The sequence below is a fragment of the Rouxiella aceris genome (assembly GCF_012933545.1).
Lineage (GTDB): Bacteria > Pseudomonadota > Gammaproteobacteria > Enterobacterales > Enterobacteriaceae > Rouxiella > Rouxiella aceris.
The window spans coordinates 40,851-64,099 of the sequence record NZ_JAADJU010000003.1; the positions used below are offsets into that span (position 1 = coordinate 40,851).

At 52.9% G+C, this 23,249-nt stretch carries 26 protein-coding genes; 9 read left to right on the forward strand and 17 right to left on the reverse strand.

Annotation, left to right across the window (positions count from 1 at the left end; all coding sequences use genetic code 11):
* Window positions 1-77 precede the first annotated feature (77 nt).
* From GW590_RS06190 to GW590_RS06225, 8 genes are all read right to left on the reverse strand, one after another.
* On the reverse strand, window positions 78-959 hold the full coding sequence (locus GW590_RS06190; RefSeq protein WP_328803046.1) for a MurR/RpiR family transcriptional regulator: 882 nt from the start codon (window positions 957-959) through the stop codon (window positions 78-80).
* Between the two features lie 17 nt (window positions 960-976).
* The gene (locus GW590_RS06195; RefSeq protein WP_169402160.1) at window positions 977-2,275 is read right to left on the reverse strand and encodes an MFS transporter; all 1,299 of its coding nucleotides are present in this window, start codon (window positions 2,273-2,275) and stop codon (window positions 977-979) included.
* A 241-nt stretch (window positions 2,276-2,516) separates the two neighbouring features.
* Window positions 2,517-2,891: a hypothetical protein gene (locus GW590_RS06200; protein WP_211186671.1), complete on the reverse strand. Its 375-nt coding sequence runs from the start codon at window positions 2,889-2,891 to the stop codon at window positions 2,517-2,519.
* A 112-nt stretch (window positions 2,892-3,003) separates the two neighbouring features.
* Window positions 3,004-3,774 carry a siderophore-iron reductase FhuF gene (gene fhuF, locus GW590_RS06205; protein ID WP_169402161.1) on the reverse strand — a complete coding sequence of 257 codons (771 nt, stop codon included), beginning with the start codon at window positions 3,772-3,774 and terminating at the stop codon, window positions 3,004-3,006.
* 149 nt (window positions 3,775-3,923) lie between these two features.
* On the reverse strand, window positions 3,924-4,175 hold the full coding sequence (locus tag GW590_RS06210; RefSeq protein ID WP_211186672.1) for an EscE/YscE/SsaE family type III secretion system needle protein co-chaperone: 252 nt from the start codon (window positions 4,173-4,175) through the stop codon (window positions 3,924-3,926).
* A gap of 88 nt (window positions 4,176-4,263) precedes the next feature.
* Window positions 4,264-5,496 (reverse strand): type III secretion system inner membrane ring subunit SctD, encoded by a 1,233-nt coding sequence (sctD, locus tag GW590_RS06215; protein ID WP_169402163.1) that lies wholly within the window; start codon window positions 5,494-5,496, stop codon window positions 4,264-4,266.
* A 14-nt stretch (window positions 5,497-5,510) separates the two neighbouring features.
* Window positions 5,511-7,001: an EscC/YscC/HrcC family type III secretion system outer membrane ring protein gene (locus GW590_RS06220; protein WP_169402164.1), complete on the reverse strand. Its 1,491-nt coding sequence runs from the start codon at window positions 6,999-7,001 to the stop codon at window positions 5,511-5,513.
* Complete coding sequence (locus GW590_RS06225) at window positions 6,998-7,390, reverse strand: hypothetical protein (protein ID WP_169402165.1); 393 nt, start codon at window positions 7,388-7,390, stop codon at window positions 6,998-7,000. Before GW590_RS06225 ends, GW590_RS06220 begins: the two co-directional genes overlap by 4 nt.
* A gap of 167 nt (window positions 7,391-7,557) precedes the next feature.
* Here GW590_RS06225 and GW590_RS06230 point away from each other — a divergent pair, with 167 nt between their 5' ends.
* The gene (locus tag GW590_RS06230; RefSeq protein WP_169402166.1) at window positions 7,558-8,214 is read left to right on the forward strand and encodes a two component system response regulator; all 657 of its coding nucleotides are present in this window, start codon (window positions 7,558-7,560) and stop codon (window positions 8,212-8,214) included.
* 8 nt (window positions 8,215-8,222) lie between these two features.
* Here the strand turns inward: GW590_RS06230 and GW590_RS06235 are convergent, their stop codons facing one another.
* Complete coding sequence (locus tag GW590_RS06235; RefSeq protein ID WP_169402167.1) at window positions 8,223-10,991, reverse strand: two component system sensor kinase; 2,769 nt, start codon at window positions 10,989-10,991, stop codon at window positions 8,223-8,225.
* A 184-nt stretch (window positions 10,992-11,175) separates the two neighbouring features.
* Here GW590_RS06235 and sycN point away from each other — a divergent pair, with 184 nt between their 5' ends.
* The 6 genes from sycN to sctQ are packed head-to-tail and all read left to right on the forward strand — an operon-like array spanning window position 11,176 to window position 16,697.
* Complete coding sequence (sycN, locus tag GW590_RS06240; RefSeq protein WP_169402168.1) at window positions 11,176-11,544, forward strand: type III secretion chaperone SycN; 369 nt, start codon at window positions 11,176-11,178, stop codon at window positions 11,542-11,544.
* A 47-nt stretch (window positions 11,545-11,591) separates the two neighbouring features.
* Entirely contained in the window at window positions 11,592-13,592 is a 2,001-nt protein-coding gene (locus GW590_RS06245) for an EscV/YscV/HrcV family type III secretion system export apparatus protein (RefSeq protein WP_235955880.1), read from the forward strand.
* Between the two features lies 1 nt (window position 13,593).
* The gene (locus GW590_RS06250) at window positions 13,594-14,922 is read left to right on the forward strand and encodes an EscN/YscN/HrcN family type III secretion system ATPase (RefSeq protein WP_169402170.1); all 1,329 of its coding nucleotides are present in this window, start codon (window positions 13,594-13,596) and stop codon (window positions 14,920-14,922) included.
* Window positions 14,904-15,284 carry a hypothetical protein gene (locus GW590_RS06255; protein WP_169402171.1) on the forward strand — a complete coding sequence of 127 codons (381 nt, stop codon included), beginning with the start codon at window positions 14,904-14,906 and terminating at the stop codon, window positions 15,282-15,284. Before GW590_RS06250 ends, GW590_RS06255 begins: the two co-directional genes overlap by 19 nt.
* 2 nt (window positions 15,285-15,286) lie before the next feature.
* Window positions 15,287-15,745, forward strand: a complete 459-nt coding sequence (locus GW590_RS06260) for a hypothetical protein (RefSeq protein ID WP_169402172.1) — start codon at window positions 15,287-15,289, stop codon at window positions 15,743-15,745.
* Window positions 15,723-16,697: a type III secretion system cytoplasmic ring protein SctQ gene (gene sctQ, locus GW590_RS06265; RefSeq protein ID WP_169402173.1), complete on the forward strand. Its 975-nt coding sequence runs from the start codon at window positions 15,723-15,725 to the stop codon at window positions 16,695-16,697. Before GW590_RS06260 ends, sctQ begins: the two co-directional genes overlap by 23 nt.
* A 329-nt stretch (window positions 16,698-17,026) precedes the next feature.
* Here sctQ and sctW read toward each other — a convergent pair whose 3' ends face one another.
* Genes sctW through GW590_RS06305 form a run of 8 tightly spaced genes read right to left on the reverse strand, consistent with a single transcriptional unit; the run spans window position 17,027 to window position 21,554 of the window.
* On the reverse strand, window positions 17,027-18,139 hold the full coding sequence (gene sctW / locus GW590_RS06270) for a type III secretion system gatekeeper subunit SctW (protein WP_169402174.1): 1,113 nt from the start codon (window positions 18,137-18,139) through the stop codon (window positions 17,027-17,029).
* Window positions 18,120-18,794, reverse strand: coding sequence for a hypothetical protein (locus GW590_RS06275; RefSeq protein ID WP_169402175.1), 675 nt, complete (start codon window positions 18,792-18,794; stop codon window positions 18,120-18,122). The genes sctW and GW590_RS06275 overlap by 20 nt, the downstream gene beginning before the upstream one ends.
* Window positions 18,791-19,378 carry a type III secretion system domain-containing protein gene (locus GW590_RS06280; RefSeq protein ID WP_169402176.1) on the reverse strand — a complete coding sequence of 196 codons (588 nt, stop codon included), beginning with the start codon at window positions 19,376-19,378 and terminating at the stop codon, window positions 18,791-18,793. Before GW590_RS06280 ends, GW590_RS06275 begins: the two co-directional genes overlap by 4 nt.
* Window positions 19,375-20,091 (reverse strand): type III secretion system inner membrane ring lipoprotein SctJ, encoded by a 717-nt coding sequence (gene sctJ / locus GW590_RS06285; protein ID WP_169402177.1) that lies wholly within the window; start codon window positions 20,089-20,091, stop codon window positions 19,375-19,377. Before sctJ ends, GW590_RS06280 begins: the two co-directional genes overlap by 4 nt.
* Window positions 20,088-20,444, reverse strand: a complete 357-nt coding sequence (gene sctI, locus GW590_RS06290) for a type III secretion system inner rod subunit SctI (protein WP_169402178.1) — start codon at window positions 20,442-20,444, stop codon at window positions 20,088-20,090. The genes sctJ and sctI overlap by 4 nt, the downstream gene beginning before the upstream one ends.
* A gap of 50 nt (window positions 20,445-20,494) precedes the next feature.
* A complete protein-coding gene (locus tag GW590_RS06295) occupies window positions 20,495-20,755 on the reverse strand; it encodes an EscG/YscG/SsaH family type III secretion system needle protein co-chaperone (protein ID WP_169402179.1) in 261 nt (86 codons plus the stop codon).
* The gene (sctF, locus tag GW590_RS06300) at window positions 20,752-20,967 is read right to left on the reverse strand and encodes a type III secretion system needle filament subunit SctF (RefSeq protein ID WP_169402180.1); all 216 of its coding nucleotides are present in this window, start codon (window positions 20,965-20,967) and stop codon (window positions 20,752-20,754) included. Before sctF ends, GW590_RS06295 begins: the two co-directional genes overlap by 4 nt.
* Before the next feature lie 11 nt (window positions 20,968-20,978).
* Window positions 20,979-21,554, reverse strand: a complete 576-nt coding sequence (locus GW590_RS06305) for a helix-turn-helix domain-containing protein (protein WP_169402181.1) — start codon at window positions 21,552-21,554, stop codon at window positions 20,979-20,981.
* 425 nt (window positions 21,555-21,979) lie between these two features.
* Between GW590_RS06305 and GW590_RS06310 the strand changes: the two genes are divergently transcribed.
* Together GW590_RS06310 and GW590_RS06315 are read left to right on the forward strand one after the other, a co-directional pair.
* Window positions 21,980-22,552 (forward strand): secretion protein EspA, encoded by a 573-nt coding sequence (locus tag GW590_RS06310; RefSeq protein ID WP_169402182.1) that lies wholly within the window; start codon window positions 21,980-21,982, stop codon window positions 22,550-22,552.
* A 76-nt stretch (window positions 22,553-22,628) separates the two neighbouring features.
* The gene (locus tag GW590_RS06315; RefSeq protein WP_169402183.1) at window positions 22,629-23,201 is read left to right on the forward strand and encodes a hypothetical protein; all 573 of its coding nucleotides are present in this window, start codon (window positions 22,629-22,631) and stop codon (window positions 23,199-23,201) included.
* The last annotated feature ends 48 nt before the right edge of the window (window positions 23,202-23,249 follow it).

Genomic DNA, 23,249 nt, shown 5'->3' on the forward strand with positions numbered 1-23,249 from the left:
TGATCATCAAGGATATTTTATCACAATACCGGCCAGGCAAGATTCTGTCGCGTTAGCCTTCGGCAAGATAAAATCACTCACAGCTTTTTGCTGCGCCTATCCCTGACGATATCATGGGTTTTCTGCAGCGTTTCCCGGGCAAAAGGAAAGCGCTGGGTAATACCAATAAACAGACAGTCGATCAGTAACAGCTGGCTGGTGCGACTGGCCATGGCCGCGGCGCGAAAACCCAGTTCCCGCCCGCTGGTCAGTAACAGCAAATGGGCTTTGCGCGCCAGCGCCGATCGTGGGTTGGCGGTCAGCGCCAGGGTGGTGGCACCGCTTTGGCGCGCCTGGTGCAGTGCGGCAATCACTTCGGCGGTGTCGCCGGAATGGGAAATGGCCAGCGCGACATCTTGTGCGGTCAGCTGACAGGCGCTGACCAGGGCGTCGTCGGCATGGCGGTAAAACTGGCAAAAGACCCCAATACGCCGCAGTTTCTGGCAGAAGTCCTCGGCCACCAGGGCGGAGGCCCCGACGCCGTAAATATCAATGCGCCGGGCCTGACTGAGCGCAACAATAGCATCAGTCAACACCGTATCGGTCAACAAGGCCACCGTGGCCGTGGCGGCTTCCACTTCAAAGGCCAATAGTTTGCTGAGGATTTGTTGCGCACTGTCCCCGTCGCTGATATCGGCAACCAGCGGCGCGGGTGGCTGCGTGCTTAGCTGGAGTGGCTGCGCGGCCAGGGCCAGGCGCAGTGCGGGATAGCCCTCAAAACCCAGACGGCGGCTGGTGCGCACCACCGTTGCCGTGCTGGTGGCGGCCAGTTTCGCCAGTTCGGTAACGCTTAGCTGGGCGACACGCTGCGGATCTTGCGCCAGTAAATTGACAATACGCTGCTCTGCCTGTGAAAAGGCACCTTCCAGCGCCCGCAGCCGCGAGGCCATGTCGAGATTGCCGGAAAACGTAGGGTTCACGTTGACTCCTTGGCGAGTTATTTTTCGAGTTCACGCAAATGGTCATCGCGGCGTAATGTCATCAAGGCAAACAGACTGACGATACAGGTTGCCACCACATACCAGGCCGGAATATCCAGATTACCGGTCTGCTTAATCAGTCCGGTAATAATCAGCCCGGCACAGCCGGAGAACACCGCATTGGACAGCGAGTAAGACAATCCCAGACCGGTATAGCGGGTGCGCGTCGGGAACATTTCCGCCAGCATAGCGGGGCCGGGACCGGCAATGGTGCCAATAGCCGCACCGGCGATCAACACCGCGATGCCTTTTGCCCACAGGCTGCTTTGGCTATCCTGCAGTAAATGCAGCAGCGGGAAACTGAGCACAATCACCACCAGCATGGCGGCGATCATCACTTTCTTGCGCCCCAGTTTATCACTAAGCAAACCCGCAGGCAGGATCGCTAACGCAAAACCGAGATTACCCAGCACCGTGGCGACCAATGCCTGCAAAAAGCTGGCATGCAGTGAGGTTTGCAGATAAGAGGGCATGACCACCAGAAAAGTATAGCCCCCCGCTGACCAGCCCATCATACGGCCAATACCCAGCGCAATGGCTTTTAGTGTGGTGCCGAGCGGCGCGGGCACAGCCAGGACACTGGCCTTTTTGCTCTGGGTGAAAGTTGGGGTTTCATCCAGTCTTACCCGCAACCACAGGGCCACCAGTCCCATCGGCAGCGCCAGCAGGAAAGGGATACGCCAGCCCCACTGGGTTAACTGTTCGCTGCCAAGCCCGTAAGCCAGCAGCGCCACCAGGCCGACGCCGCATAATAGCCCCAACGACACGGTAAAGGATTGCCAGGCACCGTACAGCCCACGTTTACCTGGAGGAGCAAACTCGGTCATTAGCGAAACCGCGCCGCCAAATTCACCCCCGGCAAATAGCCCCTGCAGCATACGCATCAAGGTCAACAGCAGCGGTGCGGCCACGCCAATAGCGGCATAGGTGGGCAGCAGGCCAATTACCGTCGTCGCCAGTGTCATCAGCAAGACCACGGCGATCAGCGTCGGTTTACGGCCAATGCGGTCGCCAATGCGGCCAAAAATAATCGCGCCGATCGGGCGACAGAAAAAGGCGAGGGCAAAAGAGGCGTAGGTTAATAGCAGTCCTGTCAGCCCGCTTTGCCCTTGCAGGGTAAAGAAATTTCCGGCAATCACCGTTGCCAGATAGCCGTAGACACCAAATTCATACCATTCAATAAAATTGCCGACCGATCCTGCCACCAGGGCACGTGTTGCTTGCCCGGTGGTGACTGCTTGACTGTGCTCTGCCATGCTTACCCTCCGCAACTGATTTAGCCGACTTCGCGACAGGCGGTCGGACAGATAGATGTAAATATTTTTCTAGTTTTTTTGTTAAAAAATGTCAATTATTTTCATCGATTGTGCAGGTTTAAGACAGCATAAGGAATAGGATTAAGCGAGCAAGTGAACAATCTGCAACAGGGAAATGCGCAACGAAGGGGGATATCCCTGAGCGGCGAACTGCCGATCAGGGATTGAAGGGGTTAAGCGATTACAGGGTGTGGATATCGATGCTGTCGCCGATCTGGCTGGTTTGATAGTAGGCGCGCGGCACTTCTACCTGATATTTTTGATCGTCAAAGGCAACTTCGAGAATATATTTCTCGTTTTCATAAGACTCAATGGGGATAAAGCCAAAGAAACCTTCGGCAACGCTGATGGTGCGCGAAGAGGGCACCGCATAGCGATGAACAATTTTGGCTTTCAGTGGTTGTTGCTTGCCAATAATGTGCCGGTATACCTGGCTAACGGGTTGCGACAGCGTGCCAAGCATGCTTGAGGCCAGCGAGTTAAGGACGCTGAGCTGACTTTTGAGCGCATTGGCGCTGTACCAGGCAAGGCGATCCTCGGGGGTGTGTTTTGACATTATCAATACCTCGTTGGTCTGGGGTGATAACTGATTACACACTTTTTATGCGGTACAAATCCAATCATTTTTTTAACTAAGTTAAAACAAATGCCGATTAATCGTCGATAAATTACCCGGCAAGCGATCCGTTGTCCCGGCGGCGGCGTTTTTCCACCAGTAATAACGGGCAGGAGGAGCACATGGCATGGTCTGCCAGCCGGTAGCGCAGGCAGCACTGACGGCGAAATAGCGGACTGTCGGGATTATCGGAGTGTTCGGCACGCAGTGGCTGAAATAGCGGGTTTTTGCTACCGTCCGGCAGGGTTCGCGCGTTGATTAACGCCAGACCGTCAGTGGTATCGGCTTTTAGCAAGGCCGCCTGCTCAATGCCCCAATGGAGGCGCACCGCCGCATTGCCCCAATAGATCCCGGGCTTCATCTCGGAAAGGGTCGCCAGCGCCTGGCACACCGGACGTAAATGCTGCTCGATCAAGGTGGTAAAGCGGGCCAGCGGCAGATCGACGTCGGGAGAAAAAGCCTGAGCATCACCCTGAAAATAGAGTTGGCCGGGCAACCCCTGTTGCTGCAAACCAATAAACAGCTGGTCAGGACGGATGGGCAGTTGCCAGTTGTGGCTTAAGGACACTATCACCCAAGCGGGAAGCAAATTGGCAAAATACCACTGTGACCACATGGAGATACGCGCCCGGCGCTGCTCAATCTGCTTGGCGTCGGCGGCGTGGATCTGCAGATAACGCGACAATACACTGGCGCAGCCTGCCTCGTGGGTCAGCAGGCTGACAGGCAGCACGTCCCTGACCTCGGGGGTCAGCAACTGCAGTTGATCGGCCACCCAGGGCAGGGGGCCATCGCGGAAATGGGCAAAGAGAGTGGAGATCATCGCGATAAAAAAGGTCAGCCAGGAAAACAGAGTCAGAACGGGCAGAATATATAAATATCAATGCAAATGATAACTATTTTTATTGCTATTTGTTTTTTTGCACCTGTGACGTTAACCGCCACCGGTGCTGCCCAGAAAGAATCACTGCCTTAAGCGATCGCCGGATGATAGCGGCCCCAAAGGGTGGCGATAACCTGTGCCGACTGTCCGCAGGCTTGCAGCAGCAGGGTGTTTTGCTGCCGTTGTTGCTCATTTTGACTCGCGCGTAACTGGTGTTGGATTTTCTCCTCTCCCGCCTGTAGTTGCGCCAATAAAGCATCGCGCACACTGCCTTCGTTATCTCGGCGTAATACTCTTTCTAACTCGGTTAATCTGGCCATATTGTCCTCAGGTATAAACATACAGACTGCTAACCAGGTCCGTTGCAGGCAGAGGGCCGGGGGATATCCCGGTTTCTCGATCCTGAAGGCGGCATGGCCAGCAAACTGGTTAAAGATGTATAGGTATTGAAATCAGTTGTTGTCCGCGCAGAAAGGTCACCGCATTGTGGCTCAGCGCAAAAATCTTATAGCCGCTGGGCAGAATGGCACCTTGCTGTAAACGCATACCGTTGGTCAGTTGCAAATAGACTGACCTGGCATTGCCCCCTACGCTCATCACCGCCGCAGGCAGAATATTGGCCGCCAAAACTTTGGAGGGAATATTCTGGAAACGCGCCTTCAGCCGTGACTGTTTTTCAATATTGAATGTGCGCAGCACTTTTGCCATTTTCTCGGCACCGGGTTTATCCAGTTTGCCACTGATCAACAGCTCTTTGCCGACAATGGAAACACTGATGCCCTCCAGCAAATTCTGCTGGCTAAGCAGCTCGAGCAGTGATTGAAACAGTTCGGCGCGATCGTTTATCACCTGCCAATGTTTCAATTGTTTGATCTCGTGCAGGCGGGCGCTGGTGCGCTGCCAGACGGCATCCGCCTCAATGGCACCGTGGATCTCCACGCTATCGAGGCTGGGGCCGCTGTTGACCTCCGCCTCATGATAACCATTGAGCATCAGCACCTGACGCACCAGATTTCGTAAACTGTCTGCCCCCAGACTCTCGTCGCGGAACAGTAAATGATGCTGCTGCAACTGCTGACGCAAGCGAACAATATTTTCTGAGGAAGGCGTTAAACCACTCAGATGCACCATGCCCTTGTCATCTATTTGCGCCTGTAATCCTGCATACTGCGGCTCGCGCAGGGTCTGTTCCAGCCAATGATGGGCATCAAAGGTCTCCTTGCTTTCCAGCGGATGGCGCAGAATACCGATCACCACCAGCACCAGCACCAGCGCGATCAGGGTCAGCGACAAGCCGATCCACAGTGGCCACAGGCGAGATTTTTTCTTTTCCGGCTCCGGCACACCGCGAGGAGGCAGTGGTGCTGTGCTCAGCGTGCTATCCGGTTGGCCGAAAATCAGCCCTTGGCCCGCCAGATCGATCACTCGCTCCTGCGGTAACGGCTGGGTCGTATCCCAGGGTAAACCGTCCACCCAGACGGGGATGGCGGGGGACAGGCTAATGCCCTCGGTGGTTACAGTCAGGACGGTTTCTGCACTCTCTTCCAGGGTAAGGGCAATATCCGCATCTTCCCCTCCCAGACGCGTTTCGCCTGCGGGCAAATCCAGTTCACGCCCGGCGAGCGGGCCATTTAGCCATCTGACTTTATATAAAAAATCCATTGTTTCTTCCGGTGTCAGGGCTGCAACGAAGGCTCGGCCTTAATCAAAAATAGACGGACTGTGCTGCGACTGTTTTTCTGCGTCGAGCGGAACAGCTTGCCGAGCACGGGTATATCGCCTAACAGCGGAATTTTGCGTTCGCCTTCGCTCTGTTCATCCTGCACAAAACCGCCCAGTAACAAGCTCTGTCCGGCACGTAATAAGGTTTGTGTTGCCACTTCCGAACTCAGTGTTTGCGGTAACGGCTCATGTTCACTGTAGGCGCTGATTTGTCGGCCATCCTGGATCACCAGTTTCAACATCATCTCTTTATGCGTGCCTTCATCAATCAGCCTTGGCGTCACTCTCAGCATGGAGCCGGTGGTCAGCGATTCCAGTTTGGCGACTTCTCTCGACACCAGTTTGGTATGGAAAGTAATACTGCGATCCAGCACTGCCTCGGTATTATCCAGCGTCACTACCGATGGACGGGAGAGGATTTGCGCCTTGGCATTTTGCTGTAACGCATTCAGTCGTATCATAAAAGTGCCCGTGTTGGAGATAACCGAGGAGAAGCTATCGGAACTGGGTTTACCACTGCTGTTGAAACTGACGCTACCGCCGCCAATCTGCGTCGAGGCTGACCAGTCAATGCCCAGGGCACTGAGGTCTTCGGAATTCACGTCCATAATCATCACCGAGATTTCGATCAGCGTCGGTTTGCGGTCAAATTTTCTGATCAGCGAATCATAGAGTGGAATATTGATTTTTCTGTCACGGACAATCACCGCATTTTGCTGCACGTCCGCAGAGAACATCGGCAGCGATCGATCCGCTGCCTGTTGTTGCCCCTGATTTTCCTGCAGCGGCAGGGTACGACCCTGCGCCATCTCTTTGAGCATGCTGACGATGCCGGGGATCACCACTTTTTGCCCGCGATAGCTATAGCTACTGTCGGCAGCACTGGCATACTTCAGCGGGAAAAGCTGGATGATCTCCTGATTTTGGTCATGATTGAGTTTTTGTTCATCAATACGTTTGGCCAGCATTTCCACGCGGCCAAGACAAATGGGCACCCCTTCCACTTGCAGTGCATTAGAGGCGGGTAAGGTGCGTACGCGACAATGACGCTGATCGAGAATATTGCTGCCTTCCAACTGGTCAGTCAGGGTATCGACGGAGAGATAGGTCGGGGTAATCAACCGGCTGCTGACTTCCTGGGCTTTATAGACGTAGATCGCCTGGCCATCGTAGTACCAGGCTAATTTATGCAGACGTGCCAGGTGATCAAGTGCCTGGGCCGGTGCCATATTTTTAATAACGCCGATAAAAGGTTCATCCACCTGACTGCTGACCACCACCGGCACGCCATAATTGGCCCCGAGATCGTGCAACACATCGGTCAGTTTACTGCCGCGGCTGGAAAGAAAAAAAGGCTCATTATCTTTCCAGGGGATGGTCGCCATTGCCTGACTATTGCTCAGTATTGTCAGCAGACATACTGCCAGAATAACCTTGATTCTCATCGCCAGCTTCCCATTTGATGAGGTGTCGATGTCATTGACATCGCACCATTTTTTGTTAGCCAGTCGGTGACGGCCAATTGTTGATTCAGTGAGTTTTCCCACTCTGAGGTGCTTTGTGCTGCATGATGACTGCGCGCCAGAAACAGACGATCAGACTCCAGCAGCAGACAGTCATTGACACAGGAACGCATCGAGGCGAACCACAGACAGACTCGCTGAAGCCAGTCGATATCGTCGATGATCAAACCGGTATCCATCGCGATACAGATCGCTTGCGGATAGCAGCCAAACCATGCCGGGGTATTGGCGATCTCAAGGATTAATCGGTCACTGCGAGATGCGCGCACCTGGATCCATTCCAATGATGAAAGGGTGTCTGGCAGTTTCATAAGGCCTCGATTGCGTGGGAAAGAGCGCGCTATTCTGGGGAAGTGTCTCGGTGGGCGGTATCGGGTGATGACCTGAATTTAAGAAGTTTAATGAATTCACGAACTGGATTATTAGACGTCGTAAAATATAATTAATTTATAAAATAAGCGGCATAAAGTAGGTGATAATGAATTTTCCGGCCAGGGCACCAGGTTCTGCAACACGAGTTCTGTTGATTGAAGACCACTCATTGTTGAGTGACGGTATAAAGCAATTGATTGCCTCACAACTGGATTATGAGGTGGTGGGGGTTGTTGACGATGGCCTCGAGGCTTACGCTTCCTGCCAGCGACTCTCTCCTGATCTGGTGATCCTCGATTTGGGATTGCCGGGCATGGATGGCAATGATGTGATTTACCAACTGAAACAGCGATGGCCTGAGCTGATTATTATCGTGTTGACGGCTGACAGTAACGAACACCGGGCGCGCTCGGCGCTGGAGGCGGGGGCGCTGTCTTACGTGCTGAAAAAGAGTTCCCAGCAGACCTTGCTGGCGGCGCTGCAAATGGCCAAAGTGGGGCGTGCATTTATTGATCCTTTACTCGACCAGCAACAGATCACCGAAACCAAAACCCTGGAAGGGCAGGTGCGTCTGACCTTAAGAGAACGGCAAATCCTCAAATTGATTGCCGAAGGCAACCGTAACCGCGACATTGCGGAAAGCCTGAAAATCACCATCAAAACCGTCGAAACACATCGCCTGAATCTAATGCGTAAACTGGATGCCCACAGCGCGGTGGAACTGACCAACTGGGCGGTCAGACTGGGCATCCATCATTTCTGAGCCTGATTTTACAACACGGGGCGATTGATCAGTTGATTCACCAGCGCCTGAATACGCGCCTGGCTGGGCCACTCCCCGTGCTTGATCTCCCCCTCAAGCTGTTCAGTATCCGCATAGATATCGTGATAATGGCATAGCCCGGCACAACCTTTGACCGCATGCAGCACCTCCAGCAAGGTTTCTCGTTGCCGGTCCTGCCAGGCATTGTCAATATTCTCGGCAAATCCATGAAAAGTGATGACTATTTTTTGCTGAAGCTCTTCGTCCAGTAAAGGTTCAAGTAATGATTTCTGCAACGAGGCATTGGGCGTTAATTCCACCCCACGGGTCAGTTGCTGCATAACAACCTGCTCAATCACCGCCATAAGCTTTTCCATGCGCAGCGGTTTGCTTAGATAGTCATTCATACCGCTTGCCTTGACGCGCTCACGTTCGGTGGAGAGGGCGTCCGCGGTCAGCGCGATGATCGGCGTCTCTTCATCCAGTATGCCCGAGTCGGCTTCGCGCCAGCGTTGCGCTGCGGTAAAACCATCCATGCCCGGCATGCGCAGATCCATCAGAACCATGTCATAGACGCTTTGCCGGCCGAACTGCAAGGCTTCCTCCCCCGAAGAGGCCATATCAACCAGATGGCCAAGGTCTCGCAATATTTTACCGACAATATCGCGATTGGCAGCGACATCATCCACCACCAATATTTTCAACGACCAGGGGCTGACCGCCAGCGCGGTGGTCGCTTCCTCTTCATACTCTTTGCCATACAATATATTGGTCAACGCGCGCCACAACCGACCCGGCAGGTAAAGCAGCGACGGTGATGACAGCGCGGGGTTTTCACCCACTACCGGTGTCAGGCCCCATCGCTGCAGTTGTGGATGCAGCGCTGCCGGAGCAGCAAGCGTACCGGCAAAACATTCAAAATCACCGGTAGATTGTTCGATCGGCAGTAACAGGGTGAAACAGGAACCTTTACCCGGCTGACTGGTGAGTTGGATCTCGCCGCCCATCGATTGGGCCAGCATGGACGAGATAGTCAGTCCCAGACCATTACCCCCGGTATGCTCACTGATCTGAATAAAGGGGCGGAAGATATTTTGCTGTTGTTCGAGAGGAATACCCGGACCGCTGTCGCTAACAGCAATGGCCAATCTATCGCCTCGCCGTTCTGCCTGCAGGCTGACATACCCTTTCTCTGTAAATTTAATGGCGTTGCCCAACAGATTAATGATGATCTGCTTGACTCTGATACGACTCATTTTCATTCCCAGCGGGATATTGGCAGCCACCTGCGTCGAGAATACCAGCCCTTTCTCCTCGGCGCGTAAATGAACGGTGGTCACCACTTTATCCAGCAGCGGCAGTAGCTCGACGGATTCATAAGGCAGCTCCGTTTGCCCCGTTTCGATCTGATTGTAATCCAGCAGATTATTAATAATGGACAGTAGATAATCCGAGGAGGTATTGGCTGTTTCGATTAACTCCCGTTGTTCCGCAGTCAACCGCGAGCGCAGCAGCAGACTGAGGGCACCGACGATGCTGTTCATCGGCGTGCGGATTTCATGGCTGATGCTGGCAATATGCTCGCTCTTTAGCTTGCTTGACTGTTCGGCCAGATGTTTGGCCTCGTTAAGTGCCCGCGTGCGCTCCTTTACCCGTCTGTCCAGCATCTGATAATTTTCTCGGATTACCGCCAGCAACTGATTATAGGATTTGGCGATTCTGCCCAGCTCATCGCTACGGTTTTCGGGCAGGGGTTGTGACCAGTCGAGATGACGATAGTGATCAATGGCATTGACCAGATTCTGTAAAGGATTGCCAATCTGCGTACGCAACACCCAGTAGATCATCGCCAGTAATAACAGCAAAATGGCCAGCAGTGGCGGCAGGGTCCACAATTGCCTTTCCACCGCCTTGAGGGTCACACTCTTTTCGGGATAGCGGGCGAGGACGTGCCACGACGGGCCTTGAAAATAACGACAGACGAAGTAAAAGCCGTCGATCTCAATGGGGTTTTCAGCATGACACTGCGCCAGGGCGGTGGCGGGCACTTCACCGGCCGGGATGGCTTTTTCAATGGTGGCCACCGGCAGGAAATGGTCATTTTGATCCAGCACGGCAAAGGAGATTGCGTCTCGTAACTCGTGGTTGAGCAGCGGCATGCGCCACACTTCGACGTTCATGCCAATAATCACCCCGGTCTCGCCGGTATTCACCGATAACGGCACATATAACTTGTGATTCACATTCCAGAACGCTGGTCCCCAATGAAATTGTCGGTTGGCAGCAAACTCGCCTTTGCTCAGCATGATCTTCAGGCGTTGTCCCAGACCATCAAACGTCGACTGTGCCGTTTTATACAGGACCATCCCCTGGTTGGGCAGGATGATATAGGCAGCTTCGTTCTCTGTTTCACTGTTATTGCCAAACAGCTCCACCGCTCGCATGGCTTTTTGCCGTTGCTGCTCATCAATAATGGCGTTGGCAAAAGGAATAAACAGCGCATGGGGGGTATCGAGTTGCAACTGGGTACCCGTCGGCATGGATTGCCAGAGATCGGCGAGAGTTTTAAGGCGACGCTCTGCCTGCAGGTAATGATTGCTTTCAACATTGACCGCCGCCTGGAGTTCCACCGTCAGCTCGTTGTTAAGCGTATTTTTCGCCGTGGTATAGCGGGAGTACAGCAACACCGATTCCGACATTAACCAGAAGAGGCTAATTGCGCAGCCCAGCGCAATAATAAGACGCCACAGCAAGGCGTTTTGCCACAGTTTTTTCATAATACTCGCCACCTTTCACGAGAAAATCTTAACAAGTTTTCATTCGGCCAAGCCAGCAATCGCGTGCCTCCAGGCGTGATTCAGGTGTTTACCCGATAGTTCCGGTCGCCCCCTTTGACGATGATAGCCAGGCCTGGAAAATTTTCTAAAGGCCTCACTCTTCATTAACCATCAGAGAAAACGGATGGAATTACAAACCGAACGGCGACTGGAGCAGTTTCTGCAATTGGCTGACTTGCCCGCATCGCAGATTGCCTCGCGGATGGAGTTTTCCATGCCGCCGTTTCGACTTTATGTCGAATGCCTTGATGATCATATTTTGTTCACGCTCGGTCGGGAAGTTGAACCTTCTTATCAGAGCAGGGCATTAAGGAGATTACTGAGTGCCTGTCACCCGGCGAGAACGCAAGGCACCCCCATTCGTGTCTGGCAATTGCGCGGACAACAGATGCTGAGTTGCTCGCCTTCTAAAGAAAGCGACGTCAACCATTGGCTGTCATGTCTGCAAACCCTGCGTCGCTTACTGGACATCATCACGGGAGGTAACCGGTGAATAAAGTAAAAGAATGGCTAGTGATTATAGCAGGCCGCCAGGACATCATGCTGGCCGCCATGCTATTGCTCGCCGTATTTATGATGATCATTCCACTGCCTACCGGGCTGGTGGATTTTATGATTGCGGTGAACCTCACCATCTCCGTCATTCTGATGATGATGGCGCTATATATAAAAAATCCGATGGAGTTTGCCACCTTTCCCTCGGTTTTGCTGATCACCACGCTCTATCGTCTGGCACTGACCATCAGTACCACTCGTCTGATATTGCTACAGGCGGATGCCGGCCAGATTGTTTACACCTTTGGTCAGTTTGCCGTCGGCGGTAATCTCGGCGTAGGGATGATTGTGTTTTTAATCATTACCATTGTGCAGTTTATCGTTATCACCAAAGGTTCGGAACGTGTGGCCGAAGTGGGCGCCCGTTTCTCCCTCGATGCGATGCCCGGTAAACAGATGAGTATTGATGGCGATATGCGCGCCGGATCCATTGATGCCGCCGAAGCCAGCCGTCTGCGTGGTCTGGTACAAAAAGAGAGCCAATTGTACGGGGCGATGGATGGGGCGATGAAGTTCGTTAAAGGGGATGCCATCGCCGGTATTATCATTATTTTGGTCAATATCTTCGGCGGTACCGCCATCGGGGTGATGTCCCATGGCATGAGTGCCAGTGAGGCTATTTCGACTTACGCGATCCTCTCTATCGGTGACGGTCTGGTAAGCCAGATCCCGGCACTGCTGATCTCCATCACCGCCGGGATTATCGTTACCCGCGTGTCCGGTGAGGAAAAACTGAACCTGGCCGGAGACCTGGCCAAACAGCTGGGCAAGCAGTCGCAGGCACTGATGCTGTCCTGCGCCGTGGTGCTGGTTTTCGCCATGCTGCCGGGGTTTCCGGCCATCTACTTTATTCTGCTGGCGGCGGGCCTGTTTGCCATCACCTGGTGGGCGAAAAAGCGCCGTAACGCCGGGGGCACTGACGCAACGGGTTCTTCCCTGTCTGGCGGTGATGACGAGGGGGGCGCTGGTGCTGCCCAGATGACGCCGGGTGCTACGCCATTAATGGTGCGCTTGTCTGCCGATCTGGCGCGTTCTACCAAGCTGGCCGGCAAGCTGGACAGTTTCCGCCACCAAAAATTCGAGCAATTGGGGATCCCGCTACCGGATATTCAGTTGCACAAAGATGCTTCGCTGCCAGCGGGAACCCTGCAAATCATGCTCTACCAGGAACCGGTGCTGGTGGTTTCGGTTCCCGAAGGGCTGTTGTTGGCCGATATTACTGCCCCAGCCTTGTCGCAGGCGGAACAAAGTGTACGTCTGCCGTTTGGCTCACTGAGCCTGCAATGGTTGGCCCCCAGCCATCAGGAAGCGCTGTCGGCAATGGGTATCAGGCTTTACCAGGATGAAGAGCGGCTGATCCACTGTCTATCGGTGCTTATCGACCGTTATGCCGGCGAGTTTGTCGGTGTGCAGGAGACGCGTTTCCTGATGGATGCGATGGAAGGCAAGTACGCCGACCTGATAAAAGAAGTGCAGCGTCAGTTGCCGATTGGGCGTATTGCCGATGTCTTGCAGCGACTGGTGTCCGAAGGGGTATCAATCCGCGATCTGCGCAGCATATTTGAGGCCCTGATCGAATGGGCCCCGCGCGAGAAAGATCCAGTGATGCTGGTGGAGTATGTCCGTATTGGTCTTCGTCGTCACCTGGTCACTCGTTTCCGCGCCGGTCAGCCCTGGATTAGCGGCTGGATGATTGGTGATGTTATCGAAAGCATGATCCGCGAAGCGATACGTCAGACCTCGGCCGGGTCATATTCCGCTCTCGATCCCGAACTCAACCAGGCAATTATCGCCCGCATTCGCCAGGAGGTGGGCGAAGGCGACAAACCTCACCACGTGTTGTTAACCGCCATCGACGTTCGCCGTTTCCTGCGCAAAGTGATTGAACGTGAATTTTATAATCTCCAGGTTTTGTCCTTTCAGGAAATTGGTGAGGAAACCGAATTACGCGTGGTCGGCAATATTGACCTGATAGGGGAGGAATAATATGCGTCAGCCTGATCAACACCAGGTGCTAGAGCAACTATTGGCAAAATTGACGCTGGCCCCGGCGGTGTCCGCAGTCGGCATTGAGCTGGCCGGGAAAGTGGTCGAAATCGGCCCGACGCTGCTTAAAGCCTCGCTACCCAATGTTTGTCTGGCAGAGCTGTGTCGTCTGGAGCCTTCCGGTATTGAGGCGGAAGTGGTGGCGATAGAGGGCAATTACGCCATGTTGTCCCCCTTTTCCGAGCCGCTGGGCGTGACCACCGGCAGTAAAGTGGTGCCGACGGGCAGTATGCACCAACTGCAACTGGGGGACTTTCTGTTAGGTCGTATCCTCGATGGCATGGGGCGTCCGCTTGACAATATGCCGTTACCGGCAAACAGCGAAAGGCGTCCTTTGGATGGCCCGGCACCGAATCCGTTAACCCGCCAACTGATTGATACGCCATTGCCGCTCGGCGTTCGTGCCATTGACGGCATCCTTACCTGTGGTATGGGGCAGCGTATTGGTATTTTCGCCGCCGCAGGCGGCGGCAAAAGTACCCTGCTGGGTATGATCTGTGATGGCACCCTTGCCGATGTGATTGTCCTGGCGCTGATTGGCGAAAGGGGCCGCGAGGTGCGCGAATTTTTAGAACATACCCTAAGCGAAGAGGCGCGGTCACGCTGCGTGGTGGTGATCTCCACCTCCGATCGCCCGGCACTTGAGCGATTGAAAGCCGCTTATACCGCCACGGCCATCGCCGAGTATTTTCGCGATCAGGGCAAAAATGTGCTGCTGATGATGGATTCTCTTACCCGCTTTGCCCGTGCTTCGCGAGAAATTGGTCTTGCCGCCGGTGAACCGGCGGCAGCGGGAGGCTACCCACCCAGTTTCTTCGCCCGTTTACCGCGATTGCTGGAACGAGCCGGTCCCGCTGAGCGGGGAAGTATTACCGGTATTTATACCGTACTGGTGGAGGGGGATAACCTTAATGAACCTGTCTCCGATGAGGTGCGCTCAATTTTGGATGGACATATCGTTCTGTCGCGCAAACTGGCTCAGGCCAACCACTATCCGGCGATCGATATTGCCGCCAGTGTCAGCCGTATTATGGGACAGGTTACCGAAGAGGCGCATCGTCAGCATGCCGGCAAACTGCGGCGGTTGATGGCCGCCTGGCAGGAGATTGAGTTGTTGGTGCGGGTAGGAGAATACCAGCCAGGACAAGATGAACAAGCCGATGAAGCCATGGCGCGTAAAGACGCGATCCGCGATTTTCTGTGCCAGTCGGTGAACGAAAAAAATGACTTTGCTGAAACGCTGGAGTGGCTATGTCAGACCACCAATTAACCCTGGCGACGCTGTTATCGATCAAAACCCGGCGCGAACGTGGGGTGCGCAGTGCCATGGCTCGTCTCGAACAACAACGGGTGCGACTGGAGCAGCATAAAGCGGCGCTGTTGCAAGCACGGCGGCAACTCTGGCACCAATGGCGACAGTGTGGCAGCAACGAACAGGTACTCGGCCCGGTTGAGTGGCGTTCTTACCGATTGCAACTGGCCAATTACTACCAACAGGATCATGACCTGTTGGCGCAGGTCGAGGCAACGGGGGACGAGTTTATGCGCCTGCAGGTGGCGATTGAGGAACAACAAGACCTGCTGCGACAAATTTTGTTGGAACAGGAAAAACTGAAAATTCTTTTGGAGTAAAGATGTATATACCCACAACTTATCAGCGTCGACAAGCTTTTGACTCTGGCAGGGAGAGTGAACATCAGGCATCTGATGAGCAAGATAAACGCCGCTTTGCCGCACTGCTGGCGATACCCGCCGCGGTAGAAAACCGCGGTTACTCACTGAGCGATGAGCGGGCAGGTCAGCGTGCGCAGTGTGAAGAAGGATCGGATACCCGCTTGCTGCAACAGCTTTTCCGCCAGCCATCTGCGGCCACTGCCTGGTTGCAATGGCGTCTGACCAATGGCCCGTTGGCCGGGTTGGAGATAGCAGCCTGTTGCATCGGTGATGAACTTCATCTGCGTCTGAAATCGCAAGATTTGCAGAAACTGCACCAGGCATTGGGCAGCGCGCGGCAATTGCAGCAGCAACTGAGTCAACAATTTTCCCGTCAGGTTATGGTAGAGGTAAGCGATGTACATCCCGCAGTTGAGTAAAGAAGGGGGCCAACTGGTCGCCCGGGTGGGATGTGGCGTGCATTGGTTTAACGAACAGAGTGAATGTTCTCTTGCCTATTGCCACCCGCCGGTTGCCGACGGATTGATACTGCACGCCCGCCTTGACGATCGGCCGCTACGATTCTGGCTGGACGAGTCGCAATGGTGTCAATGGGTGGCGCCGATGCTGGTCGTTCCCTCCTGGCAGACGACGCCCGACGAGCTGCGAGAGCTGCTTGCCATTTGGACCCTGGCCGAGGCGGGAGCATGTCGTGGTGAGGAAAGTCGCTTGCCATGGCCGGTCGCCGAACGGCTTGAAGCGGGAGCCATGGCTGCAGGTATGCGCTGGAAATTGAGTATCCGCCAGGGGGAACGCAGGCTGGATTTGTACCTGTTATCGGCAGCCGAAAGCTGGCTTGGCCAACTGGCCGATGAGGCTTATCCCGTCGCCCCGGAGAACGCCTCTGCGGCGATCGCTCTCGACGTTTCCCTGCTGGCAGGATGGAGCAAGATCGCGGCCTCGACGCTGGAAATTTTGGGACCGGGTGATGCCTTGCTGTTACAGCATAGCTGGCAGGTCGCCGACGGACAATTTGGACTATTTATTGGACACCCCCTCGCAACACTGAAGCAGTTTGGTGAGGACGACAGTTTTATAATTGAGGAAATTATGGATAACTTTGATGACTGGATGGACGTGACACCGTCACCTTCATTAATTACTACCCACAACAATACGCTACTTAACGCCACCATTGCGTTGACAGTGGAAGTCGCCCAACTCGAAACTTCGCTGCAAGATCTCAGTCAGTTAGAAGTGGGCTCCTTGCTTAACGGCAAAGCCACCCATGATGGTTTGGTCACGTTGAAAATTGGTGGACGGCCGATTGCCAAAGGTACCCTGCTCGAGATTGATTCCCAGCTGGCGGTAAAAATTGATCATCTGTGCTGAAGGGCATAATTACCCGCCGTAGCCCGATATGTCCGCATGCCCTCCGTTGCCGATAGTGGTTAACCCACTATCGGCAACGGCCTTTCTGTCGTCACCTTCAAACCCAATACCTTTGCTATATCACCGTCTGGCAAGCTTACCCGGCGTAAATGACAGTACCGGCCCGATAGTGAAATTTACCGGAGGATATCGCGCCGACAACGGCTATCTATGGCCAGAAAAAAGAGGGGAAAGGGATGATGGTGGGCGGGTGAGGGGCGGTGACTTTACTGACCCGCTATGGCAGATACCACGCAGCGGGTCGCTATTTTACTTGCGAAACAACGGCGCTAATCCTCATCCGCCAGTCGTTCCTGATATTCTAAAAATGCCTGCATAACCGTTTCACGCTGCTCAATATCTTCAAAGCATTCGTCAGACAGCAATTTAACCAATTCTGACATGCGGCGCGCATAACCATGTTGACTGTGGCCCTCGGGCAACAATTGACTGGCGCGGTCATACAGCCAATCGCTGTAAACCCACGCCTGTTGTGCAATTTCCAGCAACTCTTCGGTAATGCGATCGCCGTCCACCTCGGGTAATTGCAGCTCATTGGCCACACGCTGGCTGTGATCTTCAATGGCCATAAACTGCAAGATCCGCTTAAGGTCGGTGATCACTGCCGCCAGATGAATATCACTGATATTCTGTTCTGCCGAGAGTTCAAAGGCTAACGCGCGGATCAGCGTTTTTAACTTGCGTTGCCGATCCTTAAGTTGTCGAAATTGAGAAAACCAGTAAGTCAGTCCCGATTTACGGCTGGCTGCACGTTGATATAAACGACGCAGTTCCGCCAGACCGCTGTGATTGATGGCACCGAACTCCAGTTTGCCAAATAATTGCAGCACCCAGTCTTCGTCATCCATGATGTCATTTAATGCCTGCTCGAGCTGGTTGCGTCTTTTGGTGGTCAACCCTTTCTCGTTGAGCATACTGCCCAGCAGCAGGGCCATTTCACCCAGGTCGAATTTATGGCGCTTCATTGAGTTAAGCAGATCGTCGACCTCATCAACCTCAACAACGGCCGCTATGCGTTCGCGCAAACTTTCTAATTGGTCGGGGGCGGCGCTGGCCACCTGTCTTGCCAGGCGTTGGACCATACTGCGCGGCCGCGAGCGGTCGGCACCGCTTCCCTGGCCACTGCGGCCGCTATTAAGTTGTGATCCCATGGCAATGCCAATATTTTCCTGGGCTTCATACAGGGCTTCGTCACTGGGAAACAAATTGTCCAGATCGATAATATCTGCCCCCAGCTCCGCCTTCGCCAGCTCCATTGCCGATTGTGCCGGCGTTATCTGGCTTGTTGCTTTTTTATCAACGGGTTTCTGGGCGCTAAGGTGGGTTTGCGCCAGGGCCATATTTTTATGATGGTTGCTACTGTCAATCTTGGGAATAATCATCGGCGGCCTCTTCGCTGACGTGTTTTAAACGGCTGAGTATCGAATCGAGCTGCTCTTCCAGATCCAGACTCATATAAATCAGTGGGGTGATCAGGATTGCCTGGCCCTCGGCAATGTGGTCGCAGCTTTGTACGCGCAGTGAGGGATAAGCGGCAAAGGATTGGTGCAACGCTTCCCATTGTTGCGGATTAACCTGCAAGGTACCGGCATCTTCATTCAGCAGTCGATCGAGGGCAGGGCGCAAGCGGTCCATCAGCAGTCGGGTGCTATCCTGCTGGCGAAAAAACTCCTCGGTGACCTGTGCCATCAGGCTACGCAGGCGAGGTTCCAGCCGTTGCACAATATTGCTTTCCAGCTCATGTTCCGCAACCAGCCATTGAATAGTGTTAGCGACAGCCTGCTGGCGCAAGGCAGGGGTCTCCTGCTCAACTTTCGCCAGCGCTTCTTGTCTGGCTTTTTCCCGGGCGTCGGCACATTGCTGGACGACAGAGGATAAATGCTTTTGCGCGCTGCGTCGCAACTGCGCGGCTCTACCCTGGGCTTTGGCGATAATATCCCCGGCCTTAAGGTAATCAGCCAGCTCACTGGCCGGGATCAGCCCCTCGCACGGGGCAGTAACCGCGAGTTTTCTCACGGGAATAGTCAGTTTTGTCATAAAAAACGGCCTATGCGTAATAACCAGGGAACCGCTGAACCTAAAGCCGGTACGGCCGCGGGGGATCCTGGCGGTAAAATAATCTGTAATGCGCGACAAACCAGGCAGTTCTCTGCGCTGGCGCGCAACCAGGCAATTCCTTTCTCGCTGGCACCGGCAAGCAGTTGCTCGGCGGGTAATATTGCTGGCTGGGTGGAATCAAACACCCCCAGCGCCAGTAACTGGTCGCAGGCGCGGTCGCCAAGCTGGAGGCCAAGTTGTCGGCGATAGCGTCCGAGCAACAGATAGTCCGGACAGGCAATGGCTAACAGGCCCAGGGCGGTGCAGAGGTGTTGCAGGCGAGGTTCCAGAGCCATAAGTTGCTGCTGTTGCGCTGTCAACTGGCCAGGCAAGGGGGCCTGCGCAATGCCAAGTCGCCCGGCGATCAGCCTGTTCAGCGCCGGACGGGTGGCAGGATACTGCTGGTAGCTGAGTTGCCAGGGCTGTAGCGATAATGCCGACCACCACCCTTCATCCATCCATTCGCCCGCCTGCCAGGTCAACTGATGTAGCCGCTGTAGCGATGCACAGAGGGTGGCGGTCATGATGATTTCGCTCGACGACGCCAGGCGAGAACACCCAAGGCAAGCACGGCAACTGCCAGGGTCACGGCAACGCCAATCCACGGGGCCAGTACCTGCCAGCGTGAAGACGCGGTAGATTTCGCCGTCGGCTGAAAACGGTAGTCGGTGGACTGCAGCACCACCGTCATATTTTCGGCGCGCAAATTGGGCACCCCTTTATGGATCAGATTCCTGATATCCGCTTCGCGGCTGTGCAGGTTGATACCCGGCGTAAACTTGATAAACACCGCTGCCGAAGGGATCGGTGCTTCTCGCCGATTGTTACTGGCACTTTCCGCGATAGATACCTGCGCGCTGACAACACCGTCCATGGTGCGCAACATTTTTTCCAGCAGTTGTTCTTTCAGGTAATTGATTTTTGCCTGTTCTTGCACGGGTGAGGTGACCAACTGTCCGGAGGGAAAGAGGTCATTCATGCCTTCTGTTTTGCGCGTCGGCAGCCCATGTTGACGCAGCACTTCCACCGCATCGATAAACTGCGCCTTCTCTACTTTGATGGCGACATTACCGTCTTTGACGACCTCTTTCTCGCTGTCGATATTACGTAACATCAACAAAGCCAACATTTGGTTGGCTTCACCTTCCGACAGCCCACTGTAAAGTTCGACCTTACAGCCGGTCAGACAGAACGCCATCAACAGCAACAGGCTATAACGCTTGATTGACCCGATCATTGCATACTCGTCAACTTGTTGATGCCCTGGGAAAGTGAGCCAGATATTTTGGCGATCAGTTCCACTTCCAGCGTGGCTTTTGACAGGGCTGATTTGGCCTTCATCATCGTCTCTGGGTTATTGATGATCTCCGCAGTAGCGCGGGCACCTTCAACGGCATCACCTACGGCCAGGGATTTGCTTTGTAAACCAGTGACAGCCACTTCTTCAGGGGTTTTATTTTCTTTGCCAAACATGGCACGAGTAAAGGCGGCAATATCGGCGGCTTCGGGCACAGCGGCGGGGGCTTCTACCGCGTTGTTGTCCAGTTGGTTCGCTAACATATCCAACTGACTGGTAGCATTGATTTCCATAACGAATAACTCCTGATTAAAAACAAATAAAATAAGGGCACGATTGCGGGTTAATTGGCGCTTTGGCTAATTAACTGGCGCAATAACTGCGCCTCAGAAGAAACATTGCCTTGCAGCAGCACCGAGGCGGCATTGTTATTACCGAGACCAATAAGCATTGTGGCTTCAATAATAGTCCGTGCCTGCAGGTTGTCGCTAAGATGGGGTAACGCGGCAAGAATCGTTTGTGTCTGGGTAATAAACCCATGGTTAACCGCCACCAGGCCGGTTTCAACAATTAAGCGGCGCAATGAAGCATCGAGAGAGATCATATTTTTTGAATAATCCCTGTTAACATATCTTTGACGGCACGCATAATGGCACTTTCATAGCTGACAAAGACTGAATATTGTTGAATGGCAAACTGAGCCTGCAACATTTGTGCAGGATCGTTCATATCGGCGGCAGTGACTTTTGATTGCACATCATTGCCCGCCTTTTCTACCAGTTGTGAAAGCTGATTAGTAACTGCTTCGATATCCATATTACTTTCTCTTAAACGATATTGTCGGATTGGGTAAGTACTGATTGCCGTATTTGTTTGGGGTTACAGCAAAAATGGCGGCGAAAACTGTCAGTAAAATGGGCATGATTAGAAAAACCACATTCAAGGGCAATATCCAGTACCCGCATGGGAGTGGTGATTAATAATTTTCTTGCATGCTTAAGGCGACGTTCCAGCAACCAGCGTTTGGCCGATTTACCATAGCAATCTTGAAATAACTGGTTGAATTTACGGACAGGCAAATCAAACTCTTCCGCCAGTTCGGTGATTGACCAGGGTTGTAAAAAGTTTTCTTCAATAAAGTCGCAGAATGACTTGTTGCTGGAGATCCTCAGACGAAGTAACGAGGAAAAATAGTGTCTATCCAGGCTTAAACAATAGACATAACAAAACTGAAGAAAGCTGGGTGCAGATAATTTCGACAATGAAGATAATACTTCGACCACTTCTTTCTCGACATTAACCTGTTTGACCGTTTCTTTATGTAGCAATGGTTTACTTTCTGGATCCAGTAATTCAACGACTTCTGCATAGAGCTGTTGCAGGTCGGCATTATAAAAATCCATGGTAACCACATTTATTTTATCTTGTGGGTTTACCAACAGGGTGTGATTGTCAGTGACAATGAGTGCATTGGCGGCTAAAGAATAATGTTCACCCCGGTTTTGCACGGGGACACTGCATTTGGTTATCATAAATCTGATGGCTGGCATATTTTTCTCACAAATATATTCCTAACTGTGATTTATCTTCTTCTATTACCCGTTTAAAGCATATCGGGTGATCACCTGACATTGATGAAAATTGTGTCATTTCGGGGCGTTAGGTGAATAAAAAACATGTGTAAAAAAACAGAATATTTTGCAGTAATTCGAAAATATGCATTTCAGCAATTAGCTAATATGGCCTCACCAACTACGAAGGTCGTCAATAAAGAACGCCGGGTTGTTAACAGGAATATCACACAAATCTACGCAATTAGGAAAATTTTATGAATAACATCAATGTGCAAAACGTAAACAATGTAGCTCAAGTCGGTGGTACCGCAGTTGTTCCTTCAGAGAAAGAAAAATATCTGGTGGCAATGAAGAACCACTCGCTGATGGGACAGGCAATGTGCACCATGGGCGATATGATGCTGCTGTTTACCGAACTGGCCAATGCCAAATTCCAGCAGATGTCGAACAAAATGGCCGTAGCCCGCGATGCGCAAAACATGGCTAACAAAGTTGAGATTGCCCTGACCAAACTGGCAAAAGATGGCGATACCGCAGAAGTCCCTGCAGATGTTATCGAGTATCTGAAGCAAAACAATATCCTGGTCGAAGATATGACCATTGATGAGTATGTTGCCAAACATGGCACCAGCATGCCAAAAAGCTGTTTGTTATCTATTCAGAAGTCACTGGAGCACACTTCAGGTACCGCGTCTGACTTTGTACAGCAGAGCCAGCTGAAATTGCAGCAACTGATGCAGAACTTTAACACCGCCGTGACCATGGCCAACAGTATTCAGAGTATGAATGCAGAATCGACGAAGTCTATTGCCCAGTCAATTCGCTAATAAGTAAGTAATCGGGCGGGCTGGCCCACTGCTGGCCCGCTTATAAAGGAAGTCTTAATTAAAGGAGTTACAAATTATGAGCAATATCTCTATCCAGGCTGGCAATGATGTCGCGCAAACCTCTGACGCAGGCAACGTTGCATCGGCAAAAGACAAATATCTGGTGGCAATGAAGAACCACTCGCTGATGGGCCAGGGCATGTGCACCATGGGCGATATGATGCTGCTGTTTACCGAACTGGCTAACGCCAAGTTCCAGCAAATGTCGAATAAAATGGCGGTATCTCGCGATGCACAGAATATGGCCAATAAAGTCGAAATCGCCATTGCCAAAATTGCCAAAGACGGTGACAAAGCCGAACTGCCTGCCGATGTTATCGACTATATGAGGCAAAACAATATCCTGGTTGAGGATATGACTATTGATGAGTATGTCGCCAAGCATGGCACCAATATGCCAAAAACCAGTTTGCTCTCTATCCAGAAAGCGCTGGAGCATACCTCAGGTACCGCTTCTGACTTTGTGCAGCAGAGCCAGCTGAAATTGCAGCAATTGATGCAGAACTTTAATACCGCGGTGACCATGGCCAACAGTATTCAAAGTATGAACGGCGAATCCACCAAGTCTATTGCTCAGTCAATTCGTTAATAAGTAAGTAATCAGGCGGGCTTTATTTCAGTTACCCGCTTGACAGGA

Coding starts and splice junctions, on each gene's coding strand:
- GW590_RS06195 (WP_169402160.1), bottom strand. CDS start 2,275: ATGGCAGAGCACAGTCAAGCAGTCACCACCGGGCAAGCAACACGTGCC.
- GW590_RS06200 (WP_211186671.1), bottom strand. CDS start 2,891: ATGTCAAAACACACCCCCGAGGATCGCCTTGCCTGGTACAGCGCCAAT.
- fhuF (WP_169402161.1), bottom strand. CDS start 3,774: ATGATCTCCACTCTCTTTGCCCATTTCCGCGATGGCCCCCTGCCCTGG.
- GW590_RS06210 (WP_211186672.1), bottom strand. CDS start 4,175: ATGTTTATACCTGAGGACAATATGGCCAGATTAACCGAGTTAGAAAGA.
- sctD (WP_169402163.1), bottom strand. CDS start 5,496: ATGGATTTTTTATATAAAGTCAGATGGCTAAATGGCCCGCTCGCCGGG.
- GW590_RS06220 (WP_169402164.1), bottom strand. CDS start 7,001: ATGAGAATCAAGGTTATTCTGGCAGTATGTCTGCTGACAATACTGAGC.
- GW590_RS06225 (WP_169402165.1), bottom strand. CDS start 7,390: ATGAAACTGCCAGACACCCTTTCATCATTGGAATGGATCCAGGTGCGC.
- GW590_RS06230 (WP_169402166.1), top strand. CDS start 7,558: ATGAATTTTCCGGCCAGGGCACCAGGTTCTGCAACACGAGTTCTGTTG.
- GW590_RS06235 (WP_169402167.1), bottom strand. CDS start 10,991: ATGAAAAAACTGTGGCAAAACGCCTTGCTGTGGCGTCTTATTATTGCG.
- sycN (WP_169402168.1), top strand. CDS start 11,176: ATGGAATTACAAACCGAACGGCGACTGGAGCAGTTTCTGCAATTGGCT.
- GW590_RS06245 (WP_235955880.1), top strand. CDS start 11,592: ATGCTGGCCGCCATGCTATTGCTCGCCGTATTTATGATGATCATTCCA.
- GW590_RS06250 (WP_169402170.1), top strand. CDS start 13,594: ATGCGTCAGCCTGATCAACACCAGGTGCTAGAGCAACTATTGGCAAAA.
- GW590_RS06255 (WP_169402171.1), top strand. CDS start 14,904: ATGTCAGACCACCAATTAACCCTGGCGACGCTGTTATCGATCAAAACC.
- GW590_RS06260 (WP_169402172.1), top strand. CDS start 15,287: ATGTATATACCCACAACTTATCAGCGTCGACAAGCTTTTGACTCTGGC.
- sctQ (WP_169402173.1), top strand. CDS start 15,723: ATGTACATCCCGCAGTTGAGTAAAGAAGGGGGCCAACTGGTCGCCCGG.
- sctW (WP_169402174.1), bottom strand. CDS start 18,139: ATGATTATTCCCAAGATTGACAGTAGCAACCATCATAAAAATATGGCC.
- GW590_RS06275 (WP_169402175.1), bottom strand. CDS start 18,794: ATGACAAAACTGACTATTCCCGTGAGAAAACTCGCGGTTACTGCCCCG.
- GW590_RS06280 (WP_169402176.1), bottom strand. CDS start 19,378: ATGACCGCCACCCTCTGTGCATCGCTACAGCGGCTACATCAGTTGACC.
- sctJ (WP_169402177.1), bottom strand. CDS start 20,091: ATGATCGGGTCAATCAAGCGTTATAGCCTGTTGCTGTTGATGGCGTTC.
- sctI (WP_169402178.1), bottom strand. CDS start 20,444: ATGGAAATCAATGCTACCAGTCAGTTGGATATGTTAGCGAACCAACTG.
- GW590_RS06295 (WP_169402179.1), bottom strand. CDS start 20,755: ATGATCTCTCTCGATGCTTCATTGCGCCGCTTAATTGTTGAAACCGGC.
- sctF (WP_169402180.1), bottom strand. CDS start 20,967: ATGGATATCGAAGCAGTTACTAATCAGCTTTCACAACTGGTAGAAAAG.
- GW590_RS06305 (WP_169402181.1), bottom strand. CDS start 21,554: ATGGATTTTTATAATGCCGACCTGCAACAGCTCTATGCAGAAGTCGTT.
- GW590_RS06310 (WP_169402182.1), top strand. CDS start 21,980: ATGAATAACATCAATGTGCAAAACGTAAACAATGTAGCTCAAGTCGGT.
- GW590_RS06315 (WP_169402183.1), top strand. CDS start 22,629: ATGAGCAATATCTCTATCCAGGCTGGCAATGATGTCGCGCAAACCTCT.